This is a genomic window from Candidatus Neomarinimicrobiota bacterium, from assembly GCA_021734025.1.
Taxonomy (GTDB): domain Bacteria; phylum Fidelibacterota; class JAANXI01; order JAANXI01; family JAANXI01; genus JAANXI01.
Genome location: JAIPJS010000007.1, coordinates 154,092 through 169,456, shown reverse-complemented (window position 1 = coordinate 169,456; position 15,365 = coordinate 154,092). Strand labels below are relative to the sequence as shown.

Annotated in this window: 15 protein-coding genes; 2 read left to right on the top strand and 13 right to left on the bottom strand. The window is 48.3% G+C overall.

The window, feature by feature from the left end; all coding sequences use genetic code 11:
• The first annotated feature begins 55 nt into the window (after positions 1–55).
• Positions 56–1,222: a hypothetical protein gene (locus K9N57_09900; protein ID MCF7804492.1), complete on the top strand. Its 1,167-nt coding sequence runs from the start codon at positions 56–58 to the stop codon at positions 1,220–1,222.
• Positions 1,223–1,782: 560 nt separating this feature from the next.
• On the opposite strand, the gene dinB is transcribed toward K9N57_09900, so the two are convergent.
• A complete protein-coding gene (gene dinB, locus K9N57_09895) occupies positions 1,783–3,024 on the bottom strand; it encodes a DNA polymerase IV (GenBank protein MCF7804491.1) in 1,242 nt (413 codons plus the stop codon).
• 281 nt (positions 3,025–3,305) lie between these two features.
• Positions 3,306–4,643 carry an MATE family efflux transporter gene (locus K9N57_09890; protein ID MCF7804490.1) on the bottom strand — a complete coding sequence of 446 codons (1,338 nt, stop codon included), beginning with the start codon at positions 4,641–4,643 and terminating at the stop codon, positions 3,306–3,308.
• Between the two features lie 200 nt (positions 4,644–4,843).
• On the opposite strand from K9N57_09890, the gene trxB reads away from it, so the two are divergent.
• Positions 4,844–5,782 carry a thioredoxin-disulfide reductase gene (gene trxB / locus K9N57_09885; GenBank protein ID MCF7804489.1) on the top strand — a complete coding sequence of 313 codons (939 nt, stop codon included), beginning with the start codon at positions 4,844–4,846 and terminating at the stop codon, positions 5,780–5,782.
• A 90-nt stretch (positions 5,783–5,872) separates the two neighbouring features.
• On the opposite strand, the gene K9N57_09880 is transcribed toward trxB, so the two are convergent.
• The 11 genes from K9N57_09880 to K9N57_09830 all read right to left on the bottom strand — a co-directional run bounded on the left by K9N57_09880 (position 5,873) and on the right by K9N57_09830 (position 14,776).
• Positions 5,873–6,604 carry a hypothetical protein gene (locus tag K9N57_09880; protein MCF7804488.1) on the bottom strand — a complete coding sequence of 244 codons (732 nt, stop codon included), beginning with the start codon at positions 6,602–6,604 and terminating at the stop codon, positions 5,873–5,875.
• 44 nt (positions 6,605–6,648) lie between these two features.
• Entirely contained in the window at positions 6,649–7,545 is an 897-nt protein-coding gene (locus tag K9N57_09875; GenBank protein MCF7804487.1) for a hypothetical protein, read from the bottom strand.
• A 55-nt stretch (positions 7,546–7,600) separates the two neighbouring features.
• Positions 7,601–7,849, bottom strand: a complete 249-nt coding sequence (locus K9N57_09870; protein MCF7804486.1) for a hypothetical protein — start codon at positions 7,847–7,849, stop codon at positions 7,601–7,603.
• Positions 7,850–7,880: 31 nt separating this feature from the next.
• On the bottom strand, positions 7,881–8,672 hold the full coding sequence (locus K9N57_09865; GenBank protein ID MCF7804485.1) for a hypothetical protein: 792 nt from the start codon (positions 8,670–8,672) through the stop codon (positions 7,881–7,883).
• Entirely contained in the window at positions 8,665–9,162 is a 498-nt protein-coding gene (locus K9N57_09860; GenBank protein MCF7804484.1) for a hypothetical protein, read from the bottom strand. The genes K9N57_09865 and K9N57_09860 overlap by 8 nt, the downstream gene beginning before the upstream one ends.
• Before the next feature lie 17 nt (positions 9,163–9,179).
• Positions 9,180–9,956: a hypothetical protein gene (locus K9N57_09855; protein MCF7804483.1), complete on the bottom strand. Its 777-nt coding sequence runs from the start codon at positions 9,954–9,956 to the stop codon at positions 9,180–9,182.
• Entirely contained in the window at positions 9,949–10,452 is a 504-nt protein-coding gene (locus tag K9N57_09850; protein MCF7804482.1) for a hypothetical protein, read from the bottom strand. The genes K9N57_09855 and K9N57_09850 overlap by 8 nt, the downstream gene beginning before the upstream one ends.
• Positions 10,453–10,575: 123 nt before the next feature.
• On the bottom strand, positions 10,576–11,040 hold the full coding sequence (locus K9N57_09845) for a hypothetical protein (protein ID MCF7804481.1): 465 nt from the start codon (positions 11,038–11,040) through the stop codon (positions 10,576–10,578).
• Positions 11,037–13,289, bottom strand: a complete 2,253-nt coding sequence (locus tag K9N57_09840; GenBank protein ID MCF7804480.1) for a carboxypeptidase-like regulatory domain-containing protein — start codon at positions 13,287–13,289, stop codon at positions 11,037–11,039. The genes K9N57_09845 and K9N57_09840 overlap by 4 nt, the downstream gene beginning before the upstream one ends.
• 194 nt (positions 13,290–13,483) lie before the next feature.
• A complete protein-coding gene (locus K9N57_09835) occupies positions 13,484–14,392 on the bottom strand; it encodes a DUF3103 domain-containing protein (protein ID MCF7804479.1) in 909 nt (302 codons plus the stop codon).
• Between the two features lie 3 nt (positions 14,393–14,395).
• Positions 14,396–14,776 (bottom strand): hypothetical protein, encoded by a 381-nt coding sequence (locus tag K9N57_09830; GenBank protein ID MCF7804478.1) that lies wholly within the window; start codon positions 14,774–14,776, stop codon positions 14,396–14,398.
• Positions 14,777–15,365 lie beyond the last annotated feature (589 nt).

The window sequence follows — 15,365 nt, the reverse complement described above, 5'->3', positions numbered from 1 at the left end:
TGTTCACTACGCATACTACAGGTCAGTGAACAAAAACTTCAAACAGGAATTTCCGATGAATCAGGCTGTCTTCCACATCCGGTTGCCGCGATTTCCCATCCAGGTGGAGCGAACGGACGACTCGTCTCTGGCCACCCGGCCGGTGGGGATTATTTCGTCCGGGAATTCCAACGGGACGATTATTTCGTTGTCTCCAGAAGCGGAAGAGGAAGGCTTGCGTCCCGGTATGAACGTCTCCCTGGCCCAGAAGATGTCGCCTCGCACCACCCTCCTCCCTGCGAATTCGGCGCTGTATAATCGTGCGCATCAGGCCATCTATGGAATTCTGCAGGATTTTTGTCCCATCATCGAGCCGGGGAATCCCGGTCAGTTCTACCTGGACATGCACGGCATGGAGCACCTCTACAAATCGTATCGTCGCGCCGGGGATCTGGTGACTAGGAGCATCGAGGAGAAGGCCACGCTTTACTCCCAGGTCGGGATCAGCCGCAACAAATTGATCAGCGCTATTTCAACCAGGGTTGTACCGGATCGACTGTTCACAGTGCAATCGGGCGAGGAGGTGCCGTTTCTGTCTCCGCTACCGCGGCAACACCTCCCAATCGTCGGGAAAAAGCCGGTCCAAAGCGCGTTGGATTGCCTGAACGCCAGGATGATCGAGCATATCCAGCATCTCACAGTAAACCATTACACCTCGGATGTCATCTTCGGTGAATTCGGCACACCAGTACGACAGCAATCCCATGGCATTGACACCTCGGCGGTGCGGCCGCCGGCTGTCCGGGATCATATTGTGGAGCGGGTCATCCTGGAGGCGGCTACCAATGATGAGGATGTGCTCCAGGGCGCCGTGCAACAGGTGGCGGAACAGGTGGCGTTTCAGCTGCGCCAGCAGAACCGGCTGGCGGACAAGGTCATTTTTCATGTGCACTACACCGATAGCTACGAAAACACTGCCGCCGGAGCATTTACGCACCACTCGGATCGGGCGGTCATCGAGGAATGCCGATCGCTGTATGGACGTGCAAACACCCGGCGCAACCGCATCCGTGCGGTGATGGTAGATGTCTCCGATTTTCGTCCGTATGTCCATCAGATGGATCTGTTTGAGGATGCGCCGTCTGCCAAAGATGATGCGCTGTCCAGGCAACTGGATACACTGCGGGAAAAATATGGGCAGGATGTGGTTGGGCCGGCGTCGGCATTTATTCGGGCTGCGTGAATAACTTTTATTACCCGTTTTTCCTTAATATCCCATGGGGATTCCCTCAGGGAAAAAACGGGTAGAAAAAATCAAGGAAACCAACAACTCAGGTTTTTCAATTGGGCGTGCTTCCAAACCCCTGAGGGGTGGAACCTGAATAGCCCCGGGCTTCAGCCCGGGGATGAAAGATATAAAACTATGGTGCAAGCCACAGCGGGGCGACAGAATACTTTATTCTGACACTTTTTTAAAAAAAAGTATCCAAAAATCCGGCTCACTAAATTGTTTCTATAACATCTACACCGTTCTGCCTGCCAAAACCAGAACTCCCGATGACTATTACCCGTTTTGTCTTGATACGCTTGTGTGGAAAACTTGGACACTAAAACGGGTAGAAAAAATCAAGGAAACTCAGAACTCGCACTTCCACACCGATAGAAAGTCTTTCATTCTATACTTTCGAGTGGAAAATTCGCTCTTGTAATTTCTATTTGGGTGCTCAGACACTGAGTTTCCGGTAAAAACGGCAAAACACCGTATCAAATATTCGTGTTCATTCGCGGTTTAAATATGTTTTTTTACTCCTCATCATTCCCCCGCCTCCGCACATTTTTTCTTCGAACAATATTTATTGACTGCGCCGACACCACCGAGTCAAAACCAAATTTTTTGCGGAGTTCGTCCACGGCCTTGGTCCGTTTACTAGCCTCTTCAGTTTCAGAAGCGCTCTCCTCGAATAGTCCCAGTTGTGCCTCGCCTTGATCGGTCAATTGGGAAACACCGACACCTATCAAACGAATTCCCCGCTGAATATCTGCAGAATCATCCAGCAGCTGTTCTGCTGCCGAAAAAATGACTTCATCCTGATCGGTCTCGGTGTTCATTGTATTCGCCCGGGTATGCGTCTCGAAGTCGGGATAGCGATACTTCAGGTTGATCGTCCACGCGTGCTGGTTCAGGCTCCGGAGTTTAACCGCAACCTGCTCCACCAAATAATGTAGCACGGATTTCAAATACTCCGGATCCGTGATATCATCGTGAAAGGTGACCTCTTTGCTGATGGACTTTCGCTCCCGTTCCGGTTTGACCGGGCTGTATGATATCCCTCTGGCCCGATCCCGTAATTCACCGGCCCGCTTATGTTCATGGAATTCTCGTGATAAACGATCTTCCTCGTATTCAGCCAGTTCTCCGATAGTGGTGATACCCAGTGATTTGAGTTTACCGCCGGTGCTGGGACCAATACCCGGGAGTTTGCGGATATCCATCGGTGCTAAGAAGGCCGCCTCGAAACCCGGTCTGACGTAGGTAATTGCGTCCGGCTTTCCGTAATCCGACGCGATTTTCGCAATGAGTTTGTTTGTCCCAACGCCAAATGAGGCGACCAGTCCGGTTTTATCCAGGATTCGCATACGAATAATCTCTGCGATCTCCATCGGTTGGCCGAATAGTCGTTCGGTTCCGGTGAGATCCAGGTATGCCTCATCGATGGAGGCCATCTCTACCAGCGGGGTAAATTCTTCCAAAACCGCTCTCACATCTCTGGAATACGAGGTGTAATCGCTGAAGCTCCCGCGTAAAAATATCGCCTGGGGACAAAGCTTTTTCGCGCGACCAGCTGGCATGGCAGAGTGCACGCCATATTCTCGCGCCTCATACGATGCCGAACTGATGACGCCCCTGCCCTCCGGATTGCCGCCGACTACCACCGGCTTGCCGATGAGTGACGGATCTTTCAGGCGTTCCACAGCCACGAAGAAGCAGTCCATGTCCACGTGGGCGATAAGACGGTTATGTTCATAATGTGGAGATAAGGGCATATTTCCGTCCTCACACTTCTGCTCGAAAGTGTAAAATCTAATTTATACTCACTTTTTTCTTGATAAAAAAGTGACAAAAAATCAATGCTGCGGGATTTATTTTGAGAAATTCTACGCCTTACTTCAGGCCAGAACCGAAACTCCCTTCGGTCAAACAGTCGGTTCTGGCTGTCTTCGCTCGGCAGAATTACTAGCAAAATTAATCCCGAGGCCGATCAGAACAACTGTTATAGTGGAACCTAAATGAAAACAGAAGCCAATGCAATCACCAGGGCAAGCTGCTACACCTCAATCGCCTTCCACCGTCCCTGTTGGAACCGGAAGATCATTACGCCGGCGTAAGAAATAATGTAGACACCGAACGCAATCCACGCACCAAAGAGTCCGTATTGCAGCGTGATGGAGAACAGATACGCAGTCGGCAGAAATAACCCCAGATTGATGATAATTTCCGTAATACCAACGAATGGGGTGTCGCCGGCCCCGCGGAGTGCCCCTGCCAGCGACATCCCGATGGCATCCACAAACTGAATCGCTCCAAGGATTTGCAGGGCGATTATACCTTCCCTGATAACGACCAGATCCGTGGTAAACAAGCGCAGGATATATCCCGGAATCAGGATGAACACGATGCCCATTACGCCCATGAAGACGATGGTCAAACGCATCCCGATCCAGCCGCTCTGCTCTGCTTTATCCGGATCGAGTGCACCGAGGTATTTTCCGACCATAGTGCCCGCCGCCAGACCAAATCCGTATCCCGGCATAAAGGAAAAACTCAGGATATTGAACACAATCTCACTTGCGGCCAACGCCACGGTCCCAATTTTCCCGACGATGACCAGGAAGGCGGTGAATCCGGCGTGCACCAATGCATTCTGGATTGCCACGGGAATGGAAAGCCGCACCACCTTTCGGATGATATCAGGTTTAAAACGCGCCGGAACGAGAAACGCAAACTTAGAACGAATCGGTTCCTGCAGTCCAAAGTAAGCATAACCAAGCACACTGTACGCCATCCCGATGGTCGAGGCCAGCCCAGCCCCGCTCACGCCCATCTCCGGGAGTCCCAATTTTCCGAAGATCAATAGGTAGTTCAGGAGAACGTTCAACGCATTGGCGACGACGGTCACCTTCAGGTGAATCTTGGTTTTGGCGATGCCGTTGAAGAAACCGTGGAATGCCATGCTGATAACTACAAAGCCAATCCCCATGAACCGGTACCAGATGTAATCCTGACCCAGAGCTACCACCTGCGGATCGCTGTTCAGCAGCACGATGAACTTCGTGCCGAACGCCATGCCAAGGATGGTAGCCGGTACACCAGTCAGCACGGCAATCAGGAGTGCGTTCCAGAGTACTGTGCCGGTTTCGTGATACTCCTGTTCTCCGTATCGGCGGGCAGCCACGGTTTGCACTCCTACGTCCAAGGCGGACAGGAAACTGGATATAGTGAAGAAAAATATTCCGGTCAGCCCCACTGCAGCAATTGCCGCGGCGCCAAGACGCCCCACCATGGCGATATCCACGATGTTCATAATCGTAGTGGAAATCATTCCCACGATGATGGGATATCCTATGGATAAAGCCTCTCTGGTGAGTGGTGATTTCAAACGCATAAAAATAATGTAGCTAAATTGGATGAACTGTCGAAGCAAAATTGCCAATAATCAGTGTTTTGTAACGTTTGCACACCATTGGAGTCTAAACATCGAATGTGGGAAAAAACGGATAATTGATGAAATATGGTTTGAGACATATTAACTTTTTAGGCTTTGACAAATTTTAAGACACAAATAAATCGCAATAAGGAGATGTTATGAGCGACGAGGTACGCAATGTTATTATTATCGGGTCTGGTGCTGCTGGACTGACCGCAGCCATTTATAACGCCCGGGCCGATCTGGAACCGCTGGTATTCGAGGGTGAACAACCCGGCGGCCAGTTGACCATTACCACAGATGTGGAGAACTATCCTGGGTTTCCTGAGGGCATCATGGGTCCGGATATGATGGACGCCTTCCGGAAACAGGCGCAGAAATTCGGCGCCGAGACGCATTTTAAACACGTGACGAAGGTCGATTTTTCGGAACGCCCCTTCAAAGTGTGGGTCGGCGATGATCTGTACAAATCTCATGCAGTAATCGTTGCCACGGGTGCAACGGCCAAAACCCTGAAATTGGAAAACGAAGACGAGCTAATGGGATACGGTGTCTCCGCGTGTGCCACGTGCGACGGCTTCTTTTTCAAAGATCAGGAAGTGATTGTAGTCGGCGGCGGTGATTCCGCAATGGAAGAGGGCACCTACCTCACCAAGTTCGCAAAGAAGGTCTATATTGCGCACCGCCGGGACGAACTCCGGGCCTCAAAAATCATGGCCGATAGGGCAAATAAAAACGAAAAGATCGAGTTTCTCTGGAATACTGAAGTGGCAGAACTCCACGGCAACCGCGACAACGGTGGACTGAAATCCGTCACGCTGTTAGACAACGAAAAAGACGAAACCCGGGAAATGGAGATCGACGGCCTGTTCTACGCCATTGGACACAAGCCGAATACCGACATATTTGAGGGAATGCTGGACATGGATGACAAGGGCTATCTCATTACGCAGCCCGATAATTCCTATACCAATATTGATGGTGTGTTCGCCTGTGGTGATGTGCAGGATTCGGTTTATAGACAGGCTGTCACTGCCGCGGGCAGCGGATGTAAAGCGGCTATCGACGCCGAACGGTGGCTGGCGGAGCAGGAGTAGTCACATAACTATTCGCCTTTGAACGATTGTTATTGACCCTTGCAGGGTTTTTAATCCCTGCAAGGGTCTTTTTTTTAAATTTTCTGTTTCTTACCACCGATAAATCAAACTCACCTGTGGTGAGGCCAAAATGTTCATATTTTCGCCCTGAAAGGCCAGATCCAGCCAGGCGGCATAGCCCATCTTGACGGATAACGGGAAACCCTTATATGCAAGTGCGAGTGATTGCGAAATTTCGAGTGGTAAAATCTCAGTGAACCAGGTTGTTTCACTAAAGGGGTGTGTCCAGAGTTCTTCTCTCTCTTCATTGGGGATATTGTATTCACCATGAAGATAACGCCACAGATAGAATGCCGTATTCGTCTGTAAATTAACACGTATTGCCGAAGTATAGATTGGCATGTTTACCCGAAGTGCCGGCCCTAAAGCATGGGAGAGATAGACCACATCATCATACCCTACAACCATCAAGGAGCCATAGTTCCGCTGCCACTTTATCCCGAATATGGTATTCGATTTAATACTGTATCCAACAAATGCATTATAAAAACGGAACTGGGATCTGTCCGGGAAATAGGGCCGTCGCTCCGGTTCGGCGCTGGTGAGGGATATTTCCGAGAGCCAATCACCATATTCCACCTGCAGTCGTCCGCCAAATCCCCATTCCCCGTATTCGGTAAAAGCGGGAATATTGAATCGCTGTGCCTCTATGGCCGCACCAAACGATGGATAGTAATCCACAGACAGGCTAATCTCTGGCGATTGGGCAAAGGTGCTAGAGGCAAAAATAACTATTATCAGGGAAATTATTTTACAATGCATGGTATGCATTCAACCTTATTTAAACCATTTCTGGCGGTAAAATTTCACCACAGTGAATATTTTACTCCGATGCCGCCTTCAAATCCGATAGATCGGAAATCCCTTGTTAAAATAGTTCTGGCCGTGAATTGGGAAGTAAGGGTTATCCGCTCACTAATCGGCTGTTCCAAAACGAGGGAAGCATTCGTCACCAAATCCCGCTGAATCTGTTTAAAGGTACCAGAGGTTTTAAAATAAGCCGCATTGGTATATGGCGAGGTTTCCAGACGAATCGAATATTTCATCTGTGACCACAGAGTGTTCGAATAGGAGCCGCCAAAATACACACGAAAATACGGATATGTGAATCCCCAGATGAAATTATTGCCTAATCCAGCAATGTAAGTACTTTTGGAAACATGCAGCCATTGCGATCCGCTTTCTATCATACCGTAAATACTCGTTTGAGTAAACTGTCGTTCGATAGTCAGTACGTTGTATGAGGTTTCAAGCGTATAATTGGTATGCCCTCTCAGGAGCGGAAGATCTGAATAAGGTCCCGGAGCGAAGTAGGCATTTATTCTTCCCGTGGGCTTTGTTCCATAATTATCCGGTATGGGCAAACCGGAGAGATACAGGGAATAACCTATAACCCAGTTGTCCGTACTCAATTGTAATTTACCAATGGTCCCCATGCCGGATAGTGAGGAAAATTGTACGACATCTTCTTCCATAGCATTAAAGGCATTTACCCAATCGGAATTTTGCGGACTGTTCCCCGGTAAGGCTAACGACTCAGCAACAAGAGCCTTCTGTGCGTTAATTGAGGACACTGAATATGACGGCTGTACATAGACATCAATGCGAATGTCATTCCAGTCGATTGCCAGTAGGTGAGAAAACGGCAGGCAAAGAACGAAGAACAGCGTCGCAATCTGTGAAGAATATTGTGTTTTCATCATACCCCCTAAAGCCCCGGCGCCTTTACCACCGGGGGCTTTTTGATTAAAATTATTATTAGATGAACTGGCCTACAAATAGCCAGATTATCCCCACGTACAACACAATTATTCCGATGGATTGCAGATAGTATCCTGGCCCCGTAAACCAATCCCGGTTTTCCCAAAAAAATTTCCGTTCACCTTTTTTTGGGTAAAATCGGAATCCCGGATGCTTTTCGGATCTGAAAAAGTTCGACACCAGCATCATTACGAGTCCAATAACCAGTGTAATTGCCCCATAATCAGTTAGGGTTAAATCTGGCATGGAGGCTCCTCCTTTTTATGTTTAGCCCAAATTAGTCGAATAGGAATCCCACGGTAACCGTCACCGGGTAACTATGCATACTCCACTCATCCTCTCCGCCTGTATATTCCAGGGTATATCGCGTGAAACTCCTCATTGAGATCGCCAACCGTTTCCATTGTAAGGAGAGGTCCAGATCAAGCATGGCCCCGTAACGCGTTCCCGGATGCAGAGAAATCATCAATGGCATAAGCGACGGGTAGGCTGAACCGTTCAAAGTGAGATTTCGGCCAAGGGTACGAGTAAACTCGAACGGGAGATACATCCCGAACCCATAGAAAAAATACCATCTGTTGTACCCCGTGCGGGTCTGAGGCCGATCTCCCGGATAGTAATCCCCGAAAAACACTTGGCCGTGTATAACCAACGGAAGAGCTGAGTGGTCCGTCCAAAAGTGATCTGCGTTTTCGTATCGCGTGCCCTCCATATTCACTGCCAGATCCCATTGGTCCTCTACCGCCCCGGTGGTATTCCACATTTGCTTGAGGACGACTTGGATAGAGGACCAGCTACGGCTACTTTGGACATTAAGTATCCGTTTCAATAAAGATTGCGAGTCGTGCGAATCGTAGGTATACCACCGTTCTCGTTCAAAGGCGATTGCGCTGGCTCCCGACTCATACGCACCCTCTTGATCCATATGAACCGGCAAGAAATTAAATTCCGGGGTCGCGATCCATCCGAGGGAATATGTCGTAGCGCTGATGGAAGGCGTATGTGCCTGAATTGGAAGGCCAAGTGCTATAACCAAACTAACCAAGAGGAATTTTAGTGATTTATTCATCGTTGTTCTTCTTCGCTGGTTCATCCTTGGAATACAAAAGTTGCCAGTGTTCCGCATCGAAGCCCGCATCTTCCAGTAAGCGGGGAGTGAGATACCCCGTGAGGATTCCAACGGCGGCTGATATTGGAGGGCCAGTCAAAAGTACCATTCCGACACCGATAGTAGACTGGGTTAAACCAGTATAAGCTGCAAGGGTAATTACACCGCCGGTCACAGCTCCGACTGAATTAAAATGTCGGTTGTCGCTATAATAGATCTTGGCCATCTCATCCACCGAAAACGCATGGACCGAATTACCCTCTAAATCTATGTAAACGGTATCCCCGCTCACCCGCAAATCCTTTCCAATTAATATCATTCCATTGTCTAAATGGAGTTTTCCCAAGTCTTTCTCAACCTGAATAGACTCTGCCTGTAAAACAAGGGGGACCGCACCGATCAGTATGACAGCAAAGCAGAGTATCCAGGAAGAGCGTTGAAGGAATAACATCGATTTACTCCTTTCGGTTAATTGAATAGAAATCCCACCGTTATTGTCGCCGGGTATTGGTAATTGGACCACGCATCCTCTTTGAGGGTTCCGTAACGGAGGGTATAACGTGTCAAGAAGGTTGCCGACACCACAAAATTATTCCAACGTGCGGTTGTCAATACCTGCCCCATAGCCCCGTATCGTATAGATCCAAAAGTCGGAGCAAATACGAATGGTAAGCCTGAGAGATATACCCCGACATCAACGGTCAGATCCCCGCGTGTTAAAGATCCATTCATTTTTGGCAGGTACAGTCCGATTCCCACGTCCGCATAAAAACTCTGACGATAATCGTCACGGTTACTATTTCTATATTGTGGGCGGGAGCCGGAATAATAAGAGCCGAGAAACACTTTGTAATATGATATTATCGGCGGGGCAAATCCCCCATTTTTAGACTGTCTATAATTCTCATATCCCACACTCTCAACGTTCAATCCCCAGTATGTTTTGTCTGTGTCCCGGCGCAAAATTTGTCCCGTAAACCACGAAACCTCATTATGAATTGGGTAGATTCGGAAGAATGAATCCGCCAAGTTCTGCCGTTTCGTTATTGTCGCCACAATAAATGATCCACCTGTAGCCTGATGAGATCCCTGTTGATCACTATACCACGGCAAGTAGTGAAAATCCGGTGACGCTAACCAGCCTAATGAGTAAATGCGCTGTTTCGCTGGAGATTCCTGGGCGGTCAAATTCAGCGCAAGCCCCATAACAAAAACAGCCAAGAGGAATTTTAGTGATTTATTCATCGTTGTTCTTCTTCGCTGGTTCATCCCTGGAATACAAAAGTTGCCAGTGTTCCGCATCGAAGCCCGCATCTTCCAGTAAGCGGGGAGTGAGATACCCTGTGAGGATTCCCACGGCGGCTGATATTGACGGGACAGTCATCAAAATTGTTCCTGGACTGATAGTCGGACTTAGTAAACCAGCCATCGCCGCAAATGACACCACGCCCCCAGTAACAGCTCCTACTGAGTTAAAACTCCGTTTATTACTGAAATATATCTGCTCGATTTCATCTATAAAAAACGTATAGACTTGCTCCCCAGTTACATTTAATGAAACGGTATCACCCTTCACCTGCAAATCTTGCCCGGTAATAATGAATCCTACTTTGAGGTGAATTTTCCCGAGGTCCTTTTCTATTTTTACGTTCTGTGCATTCGATTGTAACGGTAGAACACCCGTAATAATCGCGGCGTACAAAATTATCCAAAAAGAACGTCTCAGTAATAACATATTCATAGCCCTTTTCTTAGTTATCATTTCATGTAAAATATGTGTTAACCATCATTGCCAATTTTGCCGGATTAGATCTCCGTGGAAGCTGGATACATTTAAAGCAGCCACAGAGAAATGCCGAATGCGCTACCACCACAAAGTAATCCGTGCGTCACCTGCAGGATTCATGTCAGAAACAGCAGGCGTATAACTGCGGTCGCTAATCCGGGGAGCACCGCCTACATAAATTAATTCATTTTCTCCCAGCTTTTCGTCATTGCCATCATAGGTGAATTTTGCTGTATACTCGCCATATTTTATATCATCTCTTTTAATGGGGACAGTAATTTTCGTGGTATGCTCCGCAGACCAAAAGTCATCATCCATTTCCCAGATTTCTACTCCAATATACGCGCTCAACTGTTCCGTCCAGCCAAACAGATACTGATGAATTTGATGGACATCATTTTCCCAAGTCATTCTATGGTATCCATAGATGTGCCAATTGCCGTAAATATTGTCACCGTACCGATAGCAATTTAGTTTAGTTTCATAGTATTCTATAATCAGTTGGAACTCAGGATCGGCGTTATTCCAAGGTTCATACGTCAAAATTTCACCTTGATCGTCACATTTGGAATCAATGGGAGCGAGGCCTTTACCGGTTCTTCAACGTATTGAATTTCCCCGGACTCCGATCGATGACGGTCAATCGCCATACCGGTCACATTCCTGTGGTTGTACAGGTTAAACGCTCCGAACCCGAACTCCCACTCCCACCCAAACGCCTTCCAGCTGTGGGTTACGGCGATATCCATCCGGTGGTATGGTGGGAGTCGTTTGTCATTTTTTACGACATCATCCCAAAAAAGATTTGGGGTGGATGTATACGGCTGGCCGGTTCCGAAGAGCCACACCCAGCTGACCCGCCACCGGGGATTAAAGACGTACTGTCCCTGGAGGCCGATCTGATGCTCCCGATCGTACTGTGGAGGAAACCGCGTTCCGTTATTCACCGAGGGAAACCGGTGCGTGGTACGGGACCAGGTGTAGCTAGCCCAGCCCTGCAGGCGCCCCTGCGTTTTTCGGAGCAGTACCTCAAGCCCGTGGGACAAGCCGCTGCCGGATTCAAAAAATGAGCGGAACGGGTGTCTGAGGAGATCGACGATACGAGAACGTAAACCGAAACCAGTGAAACTCAGCCCTTCTTTTGTATATGACAGGTTTTCGGTGATTTTATAATACCAATTGATGGTTCCGGCGTATCCGTTCCCGCGCTGGACGCTGAGTCCAATGGTCACATCGGTTGTTCTGAGCGGTGTTTCTTCCGGGAATAGTGGTCGGAAAAACCGGAAATTCGACAATAACGGCATTTCATCAGGGACAGCATTATCCCGCCAGCCAAACTGGGATTGATGGATATACTGGTAATACCGGCCACCCGCCAAATGTAATCGCAGTGTCGGAGAAATTTGGTATTGCAATTGAATCCTGGGAGCAATCAGGAGAGATCGTGTTGGGGTAAAATAGGTCCCCCGGCCCCCATATCGCAGATCCAAGGCAGTGAACAAACGCCAGTTATGTTCAAAATACGCTGTAGCCAGAAACGGACGGGATCTATTGGAAAATTGCAAAAGCACAGACTCGTTTTGGGGTTTCTGCGCCAATGGTGCAATATGGTCATAAAACCAATTGCTCGTATCGATGTCAGTTTTAGCAAGATAACGAAAGGCATAACGCCGAAGAGTCAATCCAAGAGTAAACCTGTGCTCCTCTATCCCTTCGAATTGCAACTCTATATTACCAGTGGTGTATTGCAGGGCGCTCTGTTCCGACTCTTTCTCGTTTAAGCTAATATGTTCGATCGAGGAGTAAAACCTACTGGAAGTCAACTGGCTATTTAGAATCAAATGTGGTGAATATTCATGACGCCATCTGACCCCTCCCATTCGGTTCCCCCATTGTTCCACCACCCGTTGTTGTGAACTATTAGAGTAATACTCCCTACGGCGATCATTTCCAAAATACATGGTGGCCGTCACATAATCGCGGGGAGTCGGATGCTGGGTGGCCCGCGCGTTTAGATCTCCGAAATAATATTCCGGTAGGATGGACTCCGAACCGACAATCCAGTCAATATAGGTCCGCCGGCCGGCCGCAAACCACGATCCGGTTCCCACCGGCCCGCCAATGTGGACTTTCGAACTCACCAGGCCCAGCGATGCCGCCCCGTCATATCTGTTACGATTGCCGGACTTGGTCAACACCTCCAGCATTCCGGCAGTACCGCCGCCGTAGGAGGCCGGCAGCCCCCCCCGCACCAAACGGGCCTGCTTGATGGCATCCATGTTAAACAGGCTGTAGATCCCGTACAGGTGGGTGATATAGTACAGCTGGCCCCCGTCCAAGAGAATCAGATTCTGATACGGTACACCGCCCCGGACGTACAGGCCACCCTGAAATTCGTTCAATGTGGTGACACCCGGCAGGGTCTGCAGGGTCCGCACCAGATCTGCCTCTCCCATGAACTGCGGCACGTACTCCAGCTGTCGTGGCAGGAGGACAGTCTGGTTGGGATTCAGGGACAGGGCCGACTCTCGGACCTCCACGGTATCACCCTCCAAAGTCCGTTGGGCCAGAGTGATCTCCCAGCGGACGGGGTGTACACTGATCCGGACCGTATCCCGGACCGTGTGATATCCGATATGGCTTACCAGAATGATGTGACGACCCTCAGGAAGTGCCAGGGTAAAATGTCCGGTGCCGTTGGTAGTCGTTCCTGTACCAGTAGTCAGGCAAAGCACATTAACGAAAGTAAGCGGTTCGCCAGTGGCGGCGTCATGTATAGTACCTGAAATCATGCCCCTTTCGGAAGCATTAAGCAGCAAGGGGACTATCAATGTATGTATCAGAGGAAGAAAAAAGTATTTTTTAACTGTGCTGTTTACCATATATATCAGCAATGTTCTTTACCCGGTGGATGATCACATTTTGAAAACTACTCAGGGGGCGAGTTTTGCCCCCTGAGTAACCCATTATCCAAGGTTTTCGGCTATTACCAAACTGACACAATATCCCACTTCACTCTCCACCAACCTGCATCATCAGTGCCGGTAGACTGAGTTAAGTCTATGACAGCATAGTCAGGCATGAAGTCATAGACATTATTCGCAGCGTATGGTGGAGTATAGCTGTTTGTTACAAAATCATTGGGCATATCCTGTTCAAAGCTGAACAGATAGACTGTGCTGACTCCATCGTCAAGAAGCCGGTCCACATCATAACTCGGCCCCCAACCAAGGCTGATTATCATACCTGTTGGATCTAGAGTCTTATTGTGAGATTGCCACGAAGTATTTTTATGCCACTCATATATTTCCCAATTAGTATGATTATGATTCATCTCGTAACTGCTTGTCACACTCCAGACCTGGTCGAGAGTGTAATTATATGGATATGTACCCATACCAAACTCATACCAATATGCCACTGCATTCTCAGTGTAAATAATCCCGTCGTCCGTTGCCGGCCCGGTTGTTATATGGAAGCTAATTTCCGCATCACCGAAGGGCCAAGCTTCATAAGCACCATAATAGTGATCGAGTTTATACTCATAGATGCGGATGAACCTCGAAGCAGAACCGGAACCTCCACCACCTCCGCCGCCTCCACTGCCTCCACCTGGCATGGTTTGTTTTCCCAAGCCTATATTTGTGGTAACTTTTCCAATAACATTCCCATTCTCATCGGTGCGTTCATTGATTCCGACTACCAACACCGGTTGATCAGGCGGAGTTTTGGCATCCAGCACATGTCTTTTTCCCTGAGCATCGAAAGCGATGATGTCTTTCCACTCCGTGTCATCAATGGTCAATGGGGTGTATGCAACCCAAATGGGGGTTTCACCATTCCATTGTTCGAAGCCCACCGGATAGGCCACTTGCAGTTTCGGGACTTGTTCCACTGCTTACATGGTCGGTATGCCCCCTTTCAATTTACCCTGCACTACACGACGCAATTGACCCACTCCCTGAATCTGTTTGGATTTTACGTCGTTCCAAAGCACTTCATAATCCCCATCAAATTTCTCACCAATCCGTTCTTTCAAATAAGCTCCAACTCCATCATGCTTCTGTGCTTTCGCTAAAGCTTTGGCAAAATGCGCTAATCGGATTTCATGTGCTTTCGCTTGATTGCCCTTGGCTAAGGCTGTTTGATACTCCGTTTCACTCGGAGTATTATTCATCGTCTGTTCGGTTTCCGGGGCAACTGGCTCCTGAGTACATCCGGCCAAACTGAAAAAAATGACTGTTATTATGGTTACTGCAATACGCCCCAGTGCTTTCATTGGTAACTCTCCAATTTTTAATTATATTGGAGACGATTTCAGGTAAATCATCTCCAACGGTGTCAACTTGCGGTGTATGATTTGCCTGGTACCGGGAAGCGGTGCACCATCACTGCTTCCCGGTTTTTACTTTGAACACCATACCAATCCCCCTCCTTTCTATCTTTTTGGATCATTGACAAGTTGCCAACCACGAAATTACAATATCTAATATGAGCCAGGCCTTCAATTATAACCATAACGTACCAAATCAGACGAGCTGTATCATACACTAGCCAATCGACCCCGTAATGAAATGGAATCCGCTAATGATTCAACTACGTCCAGATTTTTTCAGTACAGCTCTTTGCCGTATAAACGAACTTTGTCAAACAAGTAAAAAACTCAAATAAAACTTCAGGAAGCCAAAACACACTGGCTTTGTAAAAAACTCCACAATTGATAAACCGTGCAAATGAGTTTTTAGACTATACAGTATATTCCTCAAAGTCAAGAGTTTTTTGTCTAAGACTTTTTGATGACTTTAATTCAAAAAATGTAAACAAAGATAAGAGACCTTCCCTGTCGAAGGCGCTGTCAGCGGTCACCG